Here is a 15,238-nt window from a genome sequence, read left to right on the forward strand (position 1 = left end):
GAATAAAAAAAACCCCGCTTTATGCGGGGTTTCCTTTTAGTACAGATCCAAGATCAGCTCTTTACAGCGTTCTTGGCTTCTTCTTCGGCCATACGAGCCTGGAACATCTGTGCGAAATCGATTGGATCGATCATCAGCGGTGGGTAGCCACCATTGCGGGTTGCATCAGCAACGATCTGACGTGCGAAAGGGAACAGCAGACGCGGGCATTCGATGAACAGCAGCGGGAGCATATGTTCCTGCGCGATCCCCTGAATGCGGAATACGCCGCCATAGGTCAGTTCAGTGTTGAACAGAACGTCTTTGCCATCAACCGCCTTGGCTTCGAGCGTCAAAACAACGTCGAAATCTGTTTCTGAAAGCGGATTGGCGTTTACATTCACATTGATATTGATCGAAGGAGCTTTGTCGCGTGGGCGCAGCGACAAAGGCGCGCCTGGGCTTTCAAAAGAAAGATCCTTGATATACTGGGCCAGAATGTTGAGGGAAGGCTGGGCGGTTGCGCCATTGCCATTCTTTACTTCGCCTGCAGTAGCCTTATCGCTCGGCGTTTTTGCCATTATTGGAATGCCTTCTATTAAAGTGATTAAACTCATTGCCTGTAAAGCAGTGATGCTTGGCTAGCATGTGTGTGGAGATGAGGCAAGGAACGCTTTATAGGTTAGTATTCGCGCAATCAGCGATCTTTGCGACCCGAATTCCATGGGGAGTTTTCATCGGGCTTTGTAGTGTAATCTTCCGGGTTGAGATCAATCACATTGCTGTCGTTTGGCTCGTAGGGTCGATAGGATTGCGAATAGCGCGTCGATGCGGTGGCAACAACAAGACGATTGCGTACAAACCTGTTCCAGACCAGATCGCGGATGAAAGGCACAAAAAGCAATAGTCCAATGGCACTTGTGACAAAGCCCGGCACGATCAACATTATGGCGGCGACAACGATCATCGCGCCATGCATCATCTCGCGGTCTGGCACGCGTCCGGCGGCACTTTCAGTGCGGATACGCTGCAACAGCCCAAAACCCTGCACACGCAGCAGGAAAAAGCCGAGCATGGCGCTCAGAATAATAAGGCCAAGTGTAGCCAGCACGCCTATTTCGCTGCCAACGATCACAAATCCGGCAATCTCGATGAATGGCATTGCCAGCATGACAAGAGGGGCTAAAGAAGAGGGCACGGCAGTTATGACCTTATGTTGGTTAGAGCGCGGTGTGATCTGGACGGGTAAGATCGGTGCTCTCATCATTTATCTTAAAGCGCATCTTTTCCGAAAACAGTTTCATATTTCGGGATGCGCTCTCGTGTTTGAGCCAAAGAAACGAATTTCAGGCAATCTATCATGAATTAACACATAGGTATTCGCGATCGGGATTTGAATGATCAATCAAGCCGATCTATATGTATATGTAGCAAAATTTATGACGTGAGGAGGGATTCGTCATCCCGATCCGGCAATTGGTGGCAGGCGGTATGGAATTTTTTGATTTTGGCACGATATTTTTCTTCATCGCAGCGGTGGTTATCTTTCTACAGCTGAGAAATGTTCTTGGTCGTCGTACCGGGAGTGAAAAACCGCCATCCGATCCCTATACATCTGCACGAAATACCGATGCACAGACATCGGGCGTTGAAGCCGACAATGTCGTTTCATTACCGCAGCGCCCCGGTGAGAAGGACTTTACAGCGATCGACAAGATCGCGCCGGTTGGAACATCTGTAAATGACGGCCTGCGCGCCATTCAGGCAGCAGATCCTTCTTTCAATCCCCCTGTCTTCGTCGATGGCGTGAAGATTGCTTATGAAATGATCGTCATGTCTTTTGCCGATGGCGACCGTAAGGTTCTGAAAAATCTGCTTTCGAAAGAAGTCTATGAAGGCTTCGTTTCGGCAATTGATGATCGCGAAACCCGTGGCGAAACTGTGCGTTCAACCTTCGTTGGCATCGATAAGGCGGAAATCGCCAATGCCGAAATGAAGGGCTCAGAAGCGCATGTAACACTCAATATCGTCAGCCAGATGATTTCTTCCACGCTCGATAAGGACGGCAATGTGATCGAAGGCGATCAGGAAAATGTCGTTGAGATCCGCGATCTCTGGACCTTTGCCCGTGACACACGTTCGCGTGACCCGAATTGGAAGCTTGTAGCGACGGAAGCGGAAGACTAAAGAAAGTTTATGAATCAGGGTCGCTAATTTAGCGGCCCTTTTAATTCTTGACGGATGTGGCTTGTGCATAATCTGGCGAAACTTTTACGCCCAGTCAGTTTTAGCGATTGTCCCGGCTGGTCGCGGGATGATCAGGCTTTGGCTTTTGCAGCCTTTCGCCGATCTGCTGATTATGCTGAGAATAACAATTATAATAGCGGCAGCCTCGGTATCAGTTTCGAAGCGCTGCAACCGGCTTTTGCTGCTGCGCGTTTGCTCGATAGTCCCGATGCATCTCAGGGCCGTGCTTTTTTTGAAAGACATTTTGTCCCCTGCCTGATCGAGGCAGACGGCTTTGTGACCGCTTTTTACGAGCCGGAAATCGACGCATCGCTTACGCCGGACGCGCATTTCACCGTGCCATTTCTCCGAAAGCCCGATGATCTTGTGAAGGTCACGGACGAAAACCGCCCTCACGATATGGATGTGTCATTCGTTTTCGGCCGACAGGTGCCGCAAGGCATTGTGGAATATCATGATCGCTGTGCGATCGAACAAGGCATTCTTAAAGATCGGGGTCTGGAGCTTGCTTATGTTGCCGACCGGGTCGATGCTTTTTTTGCGCATGTGCAAGGCGCGGCGCGTTTAAAGCTTAACGATGGCAGCACGATGCGTATCACTTATGCAGCCAAGACTGGCCATCCTTTTACTGGTATCGGGCGTATTCTGGTGGCCCAGGACGAGATTGCAGCAAAAGACATTTCGATGCAGACGATCCGCCAGTGGCTGAAAGAACACCCTGAAAAAGCCGATGACCTTATCTGGCAGAACCGCTCTTACATTTTTTTCCGAGAAGCCCCCGTCGATGATCCACATGTCGGACAGATTGCTGCCGCCAAGGTTCCGCTGACGGTTGGCCGTTCCATTGCGGTGGACCGGCTTTTGCATACATTCGGAACGCCGTTTTATATTGTTGCGCCGAGCGTGACCGTATTTGATCATGCGCCTTTCTCTCGACTTATGATCGCGCAGGATACGGGAACGGCCATAGTGGGCCCGGCGCGCGGTGATCTGTTTGCAGGCTCCGGCGATGCGGCAGGCGAAATTGCTGGCGCCATCAAGAACAAAGCTGATTTTTATGCGCTGGTTCCGCGCGCGCTTTTGCGGGCTTAGCCGATGACATCAAACAGCGAAAAACCAGCCAAAGACTATCTGCGTGCCGAGGATCGTATTCTGTGGGAAACCGTTGCAAAGACAGCCAAACCGCTTGCTGGCAAAAAGCCTCAGGCGGAAGAGTTTCCCGATTTCAAAGAGGTGATGGCGCAGGAGTTCAATAAGAAATCTGCCGCCAGATCACCCTCGCCTGTGGCTGCAACGGCAGAACCGAAAAAGAAGCTCAATACACTCAATGAAATGCCGATCCATGCCTTTGATCGGCCCACGCACCGCAAGATTTCCAAGGGACGTGTAGATATTGAAGCGCGGATCGATCTGCATGGGCTGACGCAGAACGATGCCTATGAGTTGCTCTACGGATTTTTGCTCAGCGCCCATGCGCGCGGGCTCAAGCATGTGATGGTGATTACGGGCAAAGGTCGCTCCTTTGGCAGTGAAGGCGTTCTGAAACAGGCTGTGCCGCACTGGTTTTCAACGCCGTTGTTCCGGCTTCTGGTCAGCGCCTACGAAGATGCAGCACATCATCATGGCGGGCATGGTGCGCTTTATGTGCGACTGCGCAAGCAAACGCAAAACGGAGGTCTTCTGCGATGACACCGTTTGGCAAGCGTTTGCGAGAGTTGCGTGACGAACGTAATGTTACCCAGAAAGAAATGGCAGCGGCTTTGCGCGTATCGCCAGCCTATCTCTCGGCGCTGGAACATGGACGGCGCGGCCAGCCAACCTGGGATCTGCTGCAACGCATCATCACCTATTTTAATATTATCTGGGATGAAGCGGAGGAGCTGCAAAATCTCGCGGCCGTTTCGCATCCGCGTGTGGTGATTGACACATCAGGCCTTTCCCCACAGGCAACGGAGCTTGCCAATCTTCTTGCACGTAACATCCGCATCATTGATCGCGAGACGATCAAGCACTTAAGCGATGAAATTGAAGCCGCCCGCAAGCGCCGCCGGGGCTTGAAGCCTTTAGCCTAAAACCTGCCCTAAAACAGCGCCTTCAGCTCATCAAGCTTGGTGTTGACCAGCCAGCCATAATAGTTTTCCTGCGGCATCACAGGTGCCTGACCAGATGCCTTGCGCTGGGCATTTTCATTGGCAAGTGCGCGGGCGCGAGAATCTGCACCGCCTGTATTATAAAGCGTTGCCGTAATGCCGGGGTTTTTTGAAATGTCGAAATCGGCAATCTGACGATAGGCGGTGATCGACTGTTTGAGCGTTGCCGCGATATAGGGCAGCGTCAGATCAGGGTCCATAATCGTCTTATAGACCGTGTTGCCGTTTTCAGCATTGAGCTTTGGAAGGCCAGATACACGATTGACCATATCCGACATCTGCAAGGCCGTCAGCGGATTGATCTGGCCCAGGCCAAAAGTCTGGCCAGCATAGAAAGGCTGGAAGAACACGGCGCTGAACCGGTTGTTGGGATAGGCTTTGCCACCCACCGATTTGCCGCGGAACTGCTTGTTCCAGATCGCTTCGCGGCAGCCCCACAGCGAATAGCTGTCCTTGAACTTGAGGCATTCCGAGAATTCAGGGCGCTTGACGAACTGACCGATGCTTTCACCATTATAACCAAAGCTCACGCCCTGGTTCACATAGGACATGGCCTTGACGTAATAGGTCTGGAGCCGGTCATAAACATCGACATTGTAGGTATGCTCGCCAACAATTGCCCCGACGATATGGATGGGGTCGATGCCGTAAGCCGAAGCTGTCGACTTGATTTTCGAGCGCAGCGAAGCGTCTTTTTTCAGGAGGTTATATATCTTGCGATATTTGGCTTCGTAGGTTGTGCTTAACTCGCGCGTGCGCTTAGCCGAAGCACCGGGAATGGGCGGCTGCTCGACATTGCGGTTTCCGGGCGGCACAGCAACCGCTGCAAAGGCGCTCTGGCAGGAGAAAGCGATGGCAAGGCAGATGCCTGCAATACGGTTCAGTCGACTGGTCATTGCGCGGAAACGGCCTCAATAAGGTAAATGATCTATAAATTTGGCCGCAAATTAAAAAAACCCCTCGATGAAGTCGAGGGGTTTCTTGTCTTTGTGCAGAATGCCACCGCAGCGTGGCTTTCCGGTCACGTTCGAAGTTTATAGAATGAAGCGCGAAAGGTCCGTATTTTTGGCAAGATCGCCAACAGTCTTGCGGACATAGTCGCCATCGACCGTGAAGGCCGAACCTGATTTATCAGGCGCATTATAGGAAATGTCATCAAGGACCTTTTCCATAACCGTCTGCAAGCGGCGCGCACCGATATTTTCGACCGTCGAATTCAGATCAACCGCAATATCGGCCAAAGCGTCAATGGCGTCATCGGTAATATCAAGTTTCACCTCTTCCGTTGCCATTAGCGCAATATATTGCTTGATCAGGCTGACCTCTGTTTCCGTCAGAATCCGTCGGAAATCTTCACGCGTCAAAGCGTTCAATTCTACACGAATTGGCAGACGACCCTGCAACTCCGGCAGAAGGTCGGAAGGCTTGGAAACGTGGAACGCGCCCGATGCGATGAACAGGATATGATCGGTTTTCACCGGGCCATATTTCGTCGCAACGGTGGTGCCTTCAACGAGCGGCAACAGATCGCGCTGCACGCCTTCGCGTGATACGCCTGCTCCCATTCCGCCTTCGCGCGAAGCGATCTTGTCGATTTCGTCCAGGAAAACGATACCGTCATTTTCGGTTGAGCGCAGGGCTTCCTGAATGAGCTGATCCTGATCGAGTAGCTTGTCAGACTCGTCGTTGATCAGGATTGCATAGGATTCCTTGACCGAGGTTTTGCGCGTTTTAGTACGCCCGCCCATCGCCTTGCCGAAAATATCGCCGATATTGATCATCCCGATATTGGCGCCTGGCATGCCCGGAATTTCGAAATTCTGACCGCTACCTGTATCGGCAACCTCGATTTCGATTTCCTTGTCGTCCAGTTCGCCTTCACGCAATTTCTTGCGGAAGCTATCGCGTGTGGCAGGGCTTGCAGTTTTGCCAACAAGGCCGTCCAGCACGCGCTCTTCGGCATTGATATGCGCTTTGGCCTTCACTTCCTCACGCTTCTTTTCACGTACGAGGCCGATTGCAGCTTCGACCAGATCGCGGATAATCTGTTCAACGTCGCGACCAACATAGCCCACTTCGGTGAACTTGGTGGCTTCAACCTTGATGAAGGGCGCGCCTGCAAGCTTGGCGAGACGACGGGAGATTTCCGTCTTGCCAACGCCGGTCGGTCCGATCATCAGAATGTTTTTTGGCATGACCTCTTCGCGCATCTGGCCTTCCAACTGCTGGCGACGCCAGCGATTGCGCAGAGCGATTGCCACGGCGCGCTTGGCATTGTTTTGGCCGATGATGAAGCGATCGAGTTCGGAAACGATTTCACGGGGGGAGAAATTACTCATAATTACAATCCACTTTGCCACTGCCTGATGAACTCGAACGGATGCAGCAGCATGATCACGTTGAGCGTAAGATTGTCGCGAATAATAATCAGCGCCAGAATTTCAAAGAAAAGCGCTATAGCGACGGTGATTTTGGTTGGCAGTTTTGCAGCCAGCAGAAAGCCGACAAGGGCAGCGACCGTGTCGGAAACTGAATTCACGATGCTATCGCCAAAATAGTCCACCGAGGACGTGTTGGCGCGATAGCGCTCGATGATGAAATTCGAGTTTTCGACCAGTTCCCAGACGGCTTCAACGCCAACGGCCATGGCAAGCCTCAAGCCCAAAGGTGCTTTTGGCGCGATGAATGTCAAAAGCCAGTAGAACAGAAAGCCATGAATGATGTGCGAGAGCGTATACCAGTCGGTGATATGCTGTGAATTCTCGGACATCAGCGAACCGGACCATAATTTTATGGTGCCGCATTCGCACATGGGTATCCGCCCATCGAGATAAAGCCAGAAGGCCTGTATCGCGAGAATGGCAAGAACAATCAGAGCACCTAAGCCCCAACGCTGTGTTTTAGAGGCTGAGGCTTGCACGCTTGCGGTCATTCGGCGTTGAGGCTTTCAAGGAGAATGCTGTGATTGGTGTAGATGCAGATGTCGGCTGCAATCCCCATTGCCTTGCGGGCGATTTCCTCGGCATCCAGATCGGTATCAACGAGAGCTCGCGCTGCGGCCAGCGCATAATTGCCACCAGATCCGATGGCCATAACGCCATGTTCCGGTTCAAGTACATCGCCTGTGCCGGTCAGTGCCAGCGTAACCTTGCTGTCGGCTACAAGCATCATGGCTTCAAGTTTGCGCAGGTAGCGGTCGGTGCGCCAGTCTTTAGCGAGTTCGACGGAAGCGCGCATGAGCTGGTCGGGATATTGCTCCAGCTTGGCTTCAAGGCGCTCAAGCAGCGTGAAGGCATCAGCCGTGGCACCGGCAAATCCGGCAATGACATTGTTGCCCTTGCCGATGCGGCGCACTTTTCGCGCATTGCCTTTCATGACAGTGTTGCCGAGCGATACCTGCCCGTCACCGGCGATAACGACCTTGTTACCCTTGCGAACGGTGACAATGGTCGTGCCGTAAATTGTTGTGGGATTGTGTTCGATCATGGATCACTCCTTTGGCGGCCTACAGGTTTCCATATGGCAAACGCATAAGCCCCTGATATGGGTCGAAGCCTTTTGAATCGGTTTCGTTGTGAATATTTAAGAACGAGCTGGCAAAATGCAAATGGGTTCAAGCGCATTCCAAAAAGTGGGAACCGGTTTTTGAATAAAATGCGCGTGCGGAAATAAGCGCATTCTAAAAAGTGGGAGCCGGTTTTTGGATAAAATGCGCGTTAACAGAAAAATCCAGATTATTGGTAGGTGGCCTAAAAGCATTGGCAAAAGCATCAAGCTGTTCTAGAACGCGAAAAGATTTCAACAGAGGAAATGCTATGACGGCTGAAAGCGCCCGCAAAGCAAGCATCGAACGTTCGACGAAAGAAACGAGCATCGCCGTTTCGGTCGATCTGGACGGTAACGGCAAGTTCGACATAACCACAGGTGTCGGCTTCTTCGATCATATGCTGGAGCAGCTTTCCCGGCATTCGCTCATCGACATGCGCGTGATGGCCAAGGGCGATCTGCATATCGATGATCACCACACCGTCGAAGATACCGGCATTGCGCTGGGTCAGGCTGTTGCGAAAGCGCTTGGCGAGCGTCGTGGCATCGTGCGTTATGCGTCAATGGATCTTGCCATGGACGACACGCTGACGGGGGCGGCGGTTGACGTATCGGGCCGTGCATTTCTGGTCTGGAATGTGAATTTCACGACGGCCAAGATCGGCACATTCGACACCGAACTGGTGCGCGAGTTTTTTCAGGCTTTTGCGATGAATGCCGGGATCACGCTGCATATCAATAATCATTATGGTGCCAACAACCACCATATCGCCGAATCGATCTTCAAGGCCGTGGCACGCGTTCTGCGCACAGCGCTTGAAACCGACCCGCGCCAGAAGGATGCAATTCCATCGACCAAGGGGTCGCTGAAGGGATAAGTTCATGGCGCAATTCGTCGTTCTGGAGAAAGAAAGCGCGAACAGCGCTGAAAACTCTGTCTTTGTGCGCGACGGATTCTACGCTTTGGCACTGATCCTGCCGGTTGTCTGGCTTTTGTCGCAGCGGCTTTGGTTTGAAGCAATTGCTGCTCTCGGCGTGACGATCCTGCTGGGTGTTGCGGGTTCCGCTTTTGGTGTCACCGATGCGGTTCCCCTGATCACTTTATTGTTTTCGCTCTTTGTTGCGCTGGAAGGCGTGAACTGGAAGATCGCAAAACTCAAGCGTCAGGGATTTACCGAAAAGGCCGTGATCGAAGCAGCCAATCTGGAAGAAGCGGAAATCCGTTATTTCTATGGTCTCGCTGAAGTTGATCAGCCTGAAACAGTCCCTGCGCAAGCGCAAGCGCCTGTATGGGCGCAACAGACCCCTCATCCCACTTATTCCTCATTTGGCTCGACGATAGGCTTTGTCGGTCATCGCGGAGAAAACTGAAAATGCGTGTTGCAATTATCGATTATGGTTCCGGCAATCTTCGCTCGGCCACCAAGGCCTTTGAGCGTGCCGCCCATGAGAGCGGCTTAAAAGCCGAAATCGAACTGACGGCAGATGCCGATCGCGTGGCGAGCGCTGATCGCATCGTGCTTCCGGGCGTTGGCGCTTATGCCGATTGTCGCCGCGGCCTTCATGCCGTTCCCGGCATGGTGGAGGCGCTGGAAGACGTAGTGCTGAAAAAGGCGCATCCGTTTCTTGGCATCTGCGTGGGCATGCAGCTGATGTCCGAACGCGGGCTTGAAAAAGAAATCACTAAAGGTCTCGGCTGGATTGAAGGCGATGTGCGTGAAATGACGCCGTCCGATCCGACGCTCAAGATTCCGCAGATCGGCTGGAACAGGATTCACGTGAAACATTCGCATCCGGTCTTTGACGGTATCGAGACCGGCGAGAACGGTTTGCATGCCTATTTCGTGCATTCCTATATGTTCAATGCCAAGAACAAAGCGGATGTGCTGGCCGTCACCGAATATGGCGGCGACGTTACCGCAACGGTTGGTCGCGACAACATGATCGGTACGCAGTTCCATCCAGAAAAGAGCCAGCTGCTTGGCCTTTCGCTTATTGCAAATTTCCTGAAATGGAAGCCTTGAAGATATGATCCTTTTTCCCGCCATCGATTTGAAAGACGGTCAATGCGTGCGCCTCAAGCTTGGCGACATGGATCAGGCCACTGTTTACAATGAAGACCCGGCAGCACAAGCCAAGGCTTTTGAGGATCAGGGCTTTGAGTGGCTGCATGTGGTTGACCTCAACGGTGCCTTTGCCGGTGAAAGCGTCAATGGCAAGGCGGTTGAGGCGATCCTGAAAGCCACCAAAAATCCGGTGCAGCTTGGCGGCGGTATCCGCACGCTTGCCCATATCGAAAGCTGGCTTTCCAAAGGTCTGCGCCGCGTCATTCTTGGTACGGTTGCCGTGCGTGATCCAGCGCTGGTGATCGAAGCCTGCAAGCAGTTTCCGGGTCAGGTTGCGGTGGGCATTGATGCCAAGGGCGGCTATGTCGCGGTTGAAGGCTGGGCGGAAGCATCCGAGCTCGGCGTGGTCGAATTGGCGAAGAAGTTTGAGGGCGCAGGCGTAGCTGCCATCATCTACACCGACATCGACCGCGACGGTGTTCTGGCTGGGATCAACTGGGATTCAACGCTTGGTCTTGCAGACAGCGTGTCCATTCCGGTGATTGCATCGGGCGGCCTTGCCTCCATGGATGACATCAAGCGCCTCGCTGCACCCGATGCGCGCAAGCTGGAAGGCGCTATTTCTGGTCGTGCGCTTTATGATGGCCGCATTGATCCGGCGGAAGCGCTGGCATTGTTGAGGGCTTCGGTATGACACTCAAAGCACGCGTAATTCCTTGTCTGGATGTTAAGGATGGCCGCCACCGCCTGCCCGCAACGAACAGTCCGGCGCAGGCCGGACCGCGAGGACAGGCAAAGCAAAAAAGAGACGCGGCAGATCGAGAACAACAATGCTGAAAGCAAGAGTAATACCGTGCCTTGATGTGAAAGATGGCCGCGTCGTCAAAGGCGTAAACTTTGTCGATCTGATTGATGCCGGCGATCCGGTTGAAGCAGCGCGAGCCTATGATGCGGCCGGTGCAGACGAATTGTGCTTCCTCGACATCACGGCGTCTTCGGACAATCGCGAGACAATTTTCGACGTGATCGCGCGCACGGCAGAACAATGCTTCATGCCGCTGACGGTTGGCGGTGGCGTGCGTCAGGTAGCTGACATTCGCAAGCTGCTGCTGGCCGGAGCCGATAAGGTTTCGATCAACACGGCTGCGGTTAAAAATCCGGAATTTGTTGCCGAAGCCGCTGACAAGTTCGGCAATCAGTGCATCGTTGTGGCGATTGATGCCAAGAAGGTTTCAGTCGCAGGTGAAAGCGACCGCTGGGAAATCTTCACCCATGGCGGTCGCCAGACGACCGGCATAGATGCAGTGGAATTTGCGCAGAAGGTCGTGAACCTTGGCGCAGGCGAAATCCTGCTGACGTCAATGGATCGTGATGGCACCAAGGCTGGTTATGACGTGGCGCTGACCCGCGCTGTGGCGGACAGCGTGCGGGTTCCGGTGATTGCATCGGGCGGCGTTGGCAATCTCGATCACATGGTTGCGGGTATCCGGGATGGTCATGCAACGGCAGTTCTGGCCGCATCCATCTTCCATTTCGGCACCTATACGATTGGCGAGGCCAAGCGATATATGGCCGAAGCTGGTATCCCGATGCGGCTCGATCCGGTCGCTTGAAAACAAGATTTGAGGAAATCCGATGACTGAGTTCACACTTTCCGACCTTGAACGCATCGTCGCGGAACGTGCAAATTCGACGGATGGATCGTCCTATACCGCAAGCCTGATCGCCAAGGGCCAGACACGCGCTGCCAAAAAGCTCGGCGAAGAAGCCGTGGAAACGGTGATTGCCGCAGTCGAAGGCGACCGCGCAGAACTGGTCACGGAAAGCGCTGATCTGCTTTATCATCTGCTGGTGGTTCTGAAGATTGCAGATGTGCCGCTTGATGAAGTTCTTGCAGAATTGCAACGCCGCACGGCACAGACAGGCCTTGAGGAAAAGGCCGGTCGTCCGAAGGCATAAAGCATGACTCCAAAAAGTAGGAACCGGTTTCTGGATAATGACATGCGTGAAAGCAACTGATCAGAGCATTTTCTCTGCTTTAAAATGGAAATGCTCTGAATGCAGATTAAACAGGATATATGTGAATTGGCGTTGAGGGAGAGCAGCGACAATATGTGGGAAAAAGTGGACCAGCTGACGCCGTCACGCTATTCGCCGTACCGTTTCTTTTCGGCGACCGAATGGGCGGGCTTTCGTGCTGATACCCCCCTCACCCTCACCTATGAAGAGGTCAAGCGGTTGCGCTCGCTGGGCGATCCGATTGATCTGGATGAGGTGCGGCGCATTTATCTGTCGCTGTCGCGACTGCTCTATGCACATGTGGAGGCCAGTCAGCTTCTGTTTCGCCAGCGTCAGCAATTCCTTAATATGGAGGACAGTTTCAAGACGCCGTTCATCATCGGTGTTGCCGGATCGGTGGCGGTGGGAAAATCCACGACCGCGCGTATTCTGAAAGAACTGCTCGCCCGCTGGCCTTCAAGCCCGAAAGTCGATCTTGTGACAACCGACGGCTTTCTCTATCCCAATGCAGTTCTGCGCACCCAAAACATGATGGAGCGCAAGGGCTTTCCCGAAAGCTATGACGTGGGTGCGGTTTTGCGCTTTTTGTCAGCTATCAAGGCGGGTATGAGCCAGGTGAAAGCGCCGCTCTATTCGCATTTGAGCTATGACGTTCTGCCGGGTGAATATCAGATTGTCGACAAGCCCGACATACTGATCTTTGAAGGCATCAATGTTTTGCAGGTGCGTGATCTGCCTGAAGACGGCAAGATGGTGCCATTCGTTTCGGACTTTTTCGACTTCTCGATCTATATTGATGCGCAGTCGGAACTGATCCACAAATGGTATATTGATCGTTTCATGCGGCTGCGTGAGACGGCCTTCGTCAATCCGCAATCATTCTTCCATCGCTATTCAGAGCTTTCCGAAGAAGCGGCCCGTTCCATCGGCGAAGGTCTGTGGAACAATATCAATATGAAGAACCTGCGTGAAAACATTCTTCCTACCCGCCCCCGCGCCGATCTTATCCTGCGCAAGGGCAGCGATCATCTGATCGAAGAAGTGGCGCTCAGGAAGATATGAAAAGGGCCGGTTGAACCGGCCCCTTTGAATTCTTAAGCCTTACAGCGGCGGAATGCGCAGCACCTGACCCGGATAGATTTTGTCCGGGTGCGTCAGCATCGGCTTGTTGGCTTCAAAGATGATGTCGTTCTTTGCGCCCTTGCCTTTGCCATATTGGGCTTCAGCGATCTTCCAGAGATTGTCGCCCTTCTTGACTGTGTAGAAGACAGGATCAGCCCCTGTGCCTGCGCCTTCAACCGTCAATTCCGAAGCTTCCACCTTGGAAACTCCAAGCGAATTGCCGACAGCGATAATCGCTTTTTCAAAGGCAGACTGGTCTTTCACATTGCCGGTGAGAACGGCTTTGTCGCCCTGAACGCTAACCTGCACGCCATCGGTGCCAAGATTATGCGAATCGAGTTCTTTCTTGAGGTCATCGGCTTTTGGCTCACTTTCCCCGAAACCAAGCTTGGTTCCGACCGACTTTACAAAATCGAAAATTCCCATGTAACAAATCTCCCTGCTTGTTGAAAATTCATAGCAATGCACTCTATGGATGCATAAGATTGGCACTTTAAGCCAAAAGTAAAGCAGATTTTGCTGGTGGTTATCCTATCCTATAGTGCAATCGCTTAAGAAGCGCATCAGATACCGATCGAAAATCGCTGGCGTTTCACGGAATGGCGCATGGCCGGCATTGTCGATGACGTGGGTTTTGCCTTCCCAAAGATTACCGAATTTTACCTTGGAGACGAAGTCGAGTTCGACGAAAGGTTCGTCGCGACCATTAACGACCGCTATGGGAAGCTTTGCTTGAGCGACGATGTCGCGCTGGTTGCCGCCGGTTCCATTGCCAAATTTTTCAAACATGATGCGGCGTGCGCGTCCATCCGTGCGGGCAACAATATCGAGAAGTGACGCCTCGAATGGTTCGCCACAGGTGCTGCGTGCGTAAGAATCCACATCGCGCTCGGAAAAGACTTCCTGTCCGGCAAGCGCCATGTCGGGTCCGCTCTTGAACCCCTGCCCCACTTCCTCACGCGCCACGGGTGGCGTTCCGGTAATCATCAGGCCACGCATTTCTGGATAACGGGCTATCATCTCGATACCGATATGGCCACCGAGCGACCAGCCGAAAACAACAGCATCGGCAATGCCGAGCTTCTGCATGACTTCCGTCATCGCATCCGCATAGCCTTCCATCGAATAGCTGTGTTCAGGATCAATCGCATCGGAAGATTTGCCATGGCCCGGAAGATCAGGCGAGATGACGCGCCATTTTTTGCCGATCTCGCCTTCGAGCTGCGGTGCGAAAACTGCGCCGGAACTTGAATTGCCATGTATCATCAGGAGAGGAGCGCCCTCGCCTTCACTTTCACGCACAGCAATGCGGCCATGGCTGGTTTCAAGCTCGTGATAATTGATAGTCATGTTGTGTGTTCCCAAAATGCGATAGTCTACTTGTTTTATCGCGCATCTTTTTCCGATCGAAGCGGGACCAGAAATCAGTCCGGTGAACTGATTTCCCCGCGTAGGCGGTTCCCACTTTTCGGGATGCGCCTAGTCGTAAGAAACCTTGCCACGGCCTCTCTTGATGTCCGAGCGCCCGGACTTGGCCTTGAGGCGACGTTCGACAGAGCCTTTGGTTGGCTTCGTCTTTCGGCGGGGCGGCGGCGGTGGAACGGCGGCTTCTTTGATCAGCGCGATCATCCGCTCGCGCGCATCTTCGCGGTTGCGCTCCTGTGTGCGAAAGCGATTGGCTTCGATCAGAATATCGCCGTCTTTGGTGCGTCTCTGACCGGCAAGCTTGAACAGGCGTGAGAGTACGTCTTCCGGTAGCCCGGAACGCGCCGCATAAAAGCGCAACTGCACGGCGGTTGAAACCTTGTTGACGTTCTGTCCGCCGGGTCCGGATGAGCGAATAAAGCTCTCCTCCAGATCATCATCATGGATGGTCAGGCGGTTGGTGATGCGGATGATGTTGCGGCTTTCTTCCATAAGGGCAAGTGATACACCGCTTTCTAACGCATGTCTCCCAAAAGTGGGAACCGGTTTTGGGATAAAGACATGCGCAAAAACAAATGGATAGAGCGAGCGAGGTGGATACGATCAAGCGCGACACGCTTTATCCATTGCAAAAAAGAAAAACCCGGCCTCTCGGCCGGGCTTCCCCTCCTCCTCAGGATGTCT

20 protein-coding genes are annotated in these 15,238 nt (G+C 53.1%); 11 read left to right on the top strand and 9 right to left on the bottom strand.

Annotated features, from left to right (window positions below; genetic code table 11):
- Nucleotides 1–53: 53 nt before the first annotated feature.
- Both secB and CEV31_RS05075 read right to left on the bottom strand, forming a co-directional pair.
- Entirely contained in the window at nucleotides 54–560 is a 507-nt protein-coding gene (secB, locus tag CEV31_RS05070) for a protein-export chaperone SecB (protein WP_094505858.1), read from the bottom strand.
- A 116-nt stretch (nucleotides 561–676) separates the two neighbouring features.
- Nucleotides 677–1,177 (bottom strand): FxsA family protein, encoded by a 501-nt coding sequence (locus tag CEV31_RS05075; protein ID WP_094506510.1) that lies wholly within the window; start codon nucleotides 1,175–1,177, stop codon nucleotides 677–679.
- Nucleotides 1,178–1,470: 293 nt separating this feature from the next.
- Between CEV31_RS05075 and CEV31_RS05080 the strand changes: the two genes are divergently transcribed.
- Genes CEV31_RS05080 through CEV31_RS05095 form a run of 4 tightly spaced genes read left to right on the top strand, consistent with a single transcriptional unit; the run spans nucleotide 1,471 to nucleotide 4,298 of the window.
- On the top strand, nucleotides 1,471–2,166 hold the full coding sequence (locus CEV31_RS05080; protein ID WP_094505860.1) for a Tim44/TimA family putative adaptor protein: 696 nt from the start codon (nucleotides 1,471–1,473) through the stop codon (nucleotides 2,164–2,166).
- Between the two features lie 54 nt (nucleotides 2,167–2,220).
- On the top strand, nucleotides 2,221–3,318 hold the full coding sequence (gene mltA, locus CEV31_RS05085) for a murein transglycosylase A (protein ID WP_094505861.1): 1,098 nt from the start codon (nucleotides 2,221–2,223) through the stop codon (nucleotides 3,316–3,318).
- A gap of 3 nt (nucleotides 3,319–3,321) precedes the next feature.
- Nucleotides 3,322–3,915, top strand: a complete 594-nt coding sequence (locus CEV31_RS05090; RefSeq protein ID WP_094505863.1) for a Smr/MutS family protein — start codon at nucleotides 3,322–3,324, stop codon at nucleotides 3,913–3,915.
- Nucleotides 3,912–4,298 (top strand): helix-turn-helix domain-containing protein, encoded by a 387-nt coding sequence (locus tag CEV31_RS05095; RefSeq protein ID WP_094505864.1) that lies wholly within the window; start codon nucleotides 3,912–3,914, stop codon nucleotides 4,296–4,298. The genes CEV31_RS05090 and CEV31_RS05095 overlap by 4 nt, the downstream gene beginning before the upstream one ends.
- A gap of 8 nt (nucleotides 4,299–4,306) precedes the next feature.
- Here CEV31_RS05095 and CEV31_RS05100 read toward each other — a convergent pair whose 3' ends face one another.
- The 4 genes from CEV31_RS05100 to hslV all read right to left on the bottom strand — a co-directional run bounded on the left by CEV31_RS05100 (nucleotide 4,307) and on the right by hslV (nucleotide 7,862).
- A complete protein-coding gene (locus CEV31_RS05100; protein ID WP_094505867.1) occupies nucleotides 4,307–5,272 on the bottom strand; it encodes a DUF1402 family protein in 966 nt (321 codons plus the stop codon).
- 138 nt (nucleotides 5,273–5,410) lie between these two features.
- Nucleotides 5,411–6,715, bottom strand: coding sequence for an ATP-dependent protease ATPase subunit HslU (hslU, locus tag CEV31_RS05105; RefSeq protein WP_094505868.1), 1,305 nt, complete (start codon nucleotides 6,713–6,715; stop codon nucleotides 5,411–5,413).
- A 2-nt stretch (nucleotides 6,716–6,717) separates the two neighbouring features.
- Nucleotides 6,718–7,308 (bottom strand): DUF2585 domain-containing protein, encoded by a 591-nt coding sequence (locus CEV31_RS05110; protein ID WP_094505870.1) that lies wholly within the window; start codon nucleotides 7,306–7,308, stop codon nucleotides 6,718–6,720.
- A complete protein-coding gene (gene hslV / locus CEV31_RS05115; protein WP_094505872.1) occupies nucleotides 7,305–7,862 on the bottom strand; it encodes an ATP-dependent protease subunit HslV in 558 nt (185 codons plus the stop codon). Before hslV ends, CEV31_RS05110 begins: the two co-directional genes overlap by 4 nt.
- A 329-nt stretch (nucleotides 7,863–8,191) precedes the next feature.
- On the opposite strand from hslV, the gene hisB reads away from it, so the two are divergent.
- The 7 genes from hisB to coaA all read left to right on the top strand — a co-directional run bounded on the left by hisB (nucleotide 8,192) and on the right by coaA (nucleotide 13,069).
- Nucleotides 8,192–8,800 carry an imidazoleglycerol-phosphate dehydratase HisB gene (gene hisB, locus CEV31_RS05120; protein WP_007872453.1) on the top strand — a complete coding sequence of 203 codons (609 nt, stop codon included), beginning with the start codon at nucleotides 8,192–8,194 and terminating at the stop codon, nucleotides 8,798–8,800.
- 4 nt (nucleotides 8,801–8,804) lie between these two features.
- A complete protein-coding gene (locus CEV31_RS05125) occupies nucleotides 8,805–9,293 on the top strand; it encodes a DUF2628 domain-containing protein (RefSeq protein ID WP_094505873.1) in 489 nt (162 codons plus the stop codon).
- Nucleotides 9,294–9,295: 2 nt separating this feature from the next.
- Nucleotides 9,296–9,946, top strand: coding sequence for an imidazole glycerol phosphate synthase subunit HisH (hisH, locus tag CEV31_RS05130; protein WP_094505875.1), 651 nt, complete (start codon nucleotides 9,296–9,298; stop codon nucleotides 9,944–9,946).
- Nucleotides 9,947–9,950: 4 nt separating this feature from the next.
- Entirely contained in the window at nucleotides 9,951–10,682 is a 732-nt protein-coding gene (gene hisA, locus CEV31_RS05135; RefSeq protein WP_094505877.1) for a 1-(5-phosphoribosyl)-5-[(5-phosphoribosylamino)methylideneamino]imidazole-4-carboxamide isomerase, read from the top strand.
- 136 nt (nucleotides 10,683–10,818) lie between these two features.
- A complete protein-coding gene (gene hisF, locus CEV31_RS05140) occupies nucleotides 10,819–11,601 on the top strand; it encodes an imidazole glycerol phosphate synthase subunit HisF (protein ID WP_094505878.1) in 783 nt (260 codons plus the stop codon).
- 22 nt (nucleotides 11,602–11,623) lie between these two features.
- Nucleotides 11,624–11,947, top strand: coding sequence for a phosphoribosyl-ATP diphosphatase (locus CEV31_RS05145; protein WP_094505880.1), 324 nt, complete (start codon nucleotides 11,624–11,626; stop codon nucleotides 11,945–11,947).
- A gap of 153 nt (nucleotides 11,948–12,100) precedes the next feature.
- Nucleotides 12,101–13,069: a type I pantothenate kinase gene (gene coaA, locus CEV31_RS05150; protein ID WP_094505881.1), complete on the top strand. Its 969-nt coding sequence runs from the start codon at nucleotides 12,101–12,103 to the stop codon at nucleotides 13,067–13,069.
- A 39-nt stretch (nucleotides 13,070–13,108) separates the two neighbouring features.
- Here coaA and lysM read toward each other — a convergent pair whose 3' ends face one another.
- The 3 genes from lysM to arfB form a co-directional block, all read right to left on the bottom strand.
- Nucleotides 13,109–13,555: a peptidoglycan-binding protein LysM gene (lysM, locus tag CEV31_RS05155; RefSeq protein WP_094505882.1), complete on the bottom strand. Its 447-nt coding sequence runs from the start codon at nucleotides 13,553–13,555 to the stop codon at nucleotides 13,109–13,111.
- Between the two features lie 105 nt (nucleotides 13,556–13,660).
- Nucleotides 13,661–14,479: an alpha/beta fold hydrolase gene (locus CEV31_RS05160; RefSeq protein WP_094505884.1), complete on the bottom strand. Its 819-nt coding sequence runs from the start codon at nucleotides 14,477–14,479 to the stop codon at nucleotides 13,661–13,663.
- A gap of 129 nt (nucleotides 14,480–14,608) precedes the next feature.
- Nucleotides 14,609–15,046 (bottom strand): alternative ribosome rescue aminoacyl-tRNA hydrolase ArfB, encoded by a 438-nt coding sequence (arfB, locus tag CEV31_RS05165; protein ID WP_094505885.1) that lies wholly within the window; start codon nucleotides 15,044–15,046, stop codon nucleotides 14,609–14,611.
- Nucleotides 15,047–15,238: the final 192 nt, after the last annotated feature.

This window comes from Brucella thiophenivorans, from assembly GCF_002252445.1.
Lineage (GTDB): Bacteria > Pseudomonadota > Alphaproteobacteria > Rhizobiales > Rhizobiaceae > Brucella > Brucella thiophenivorans.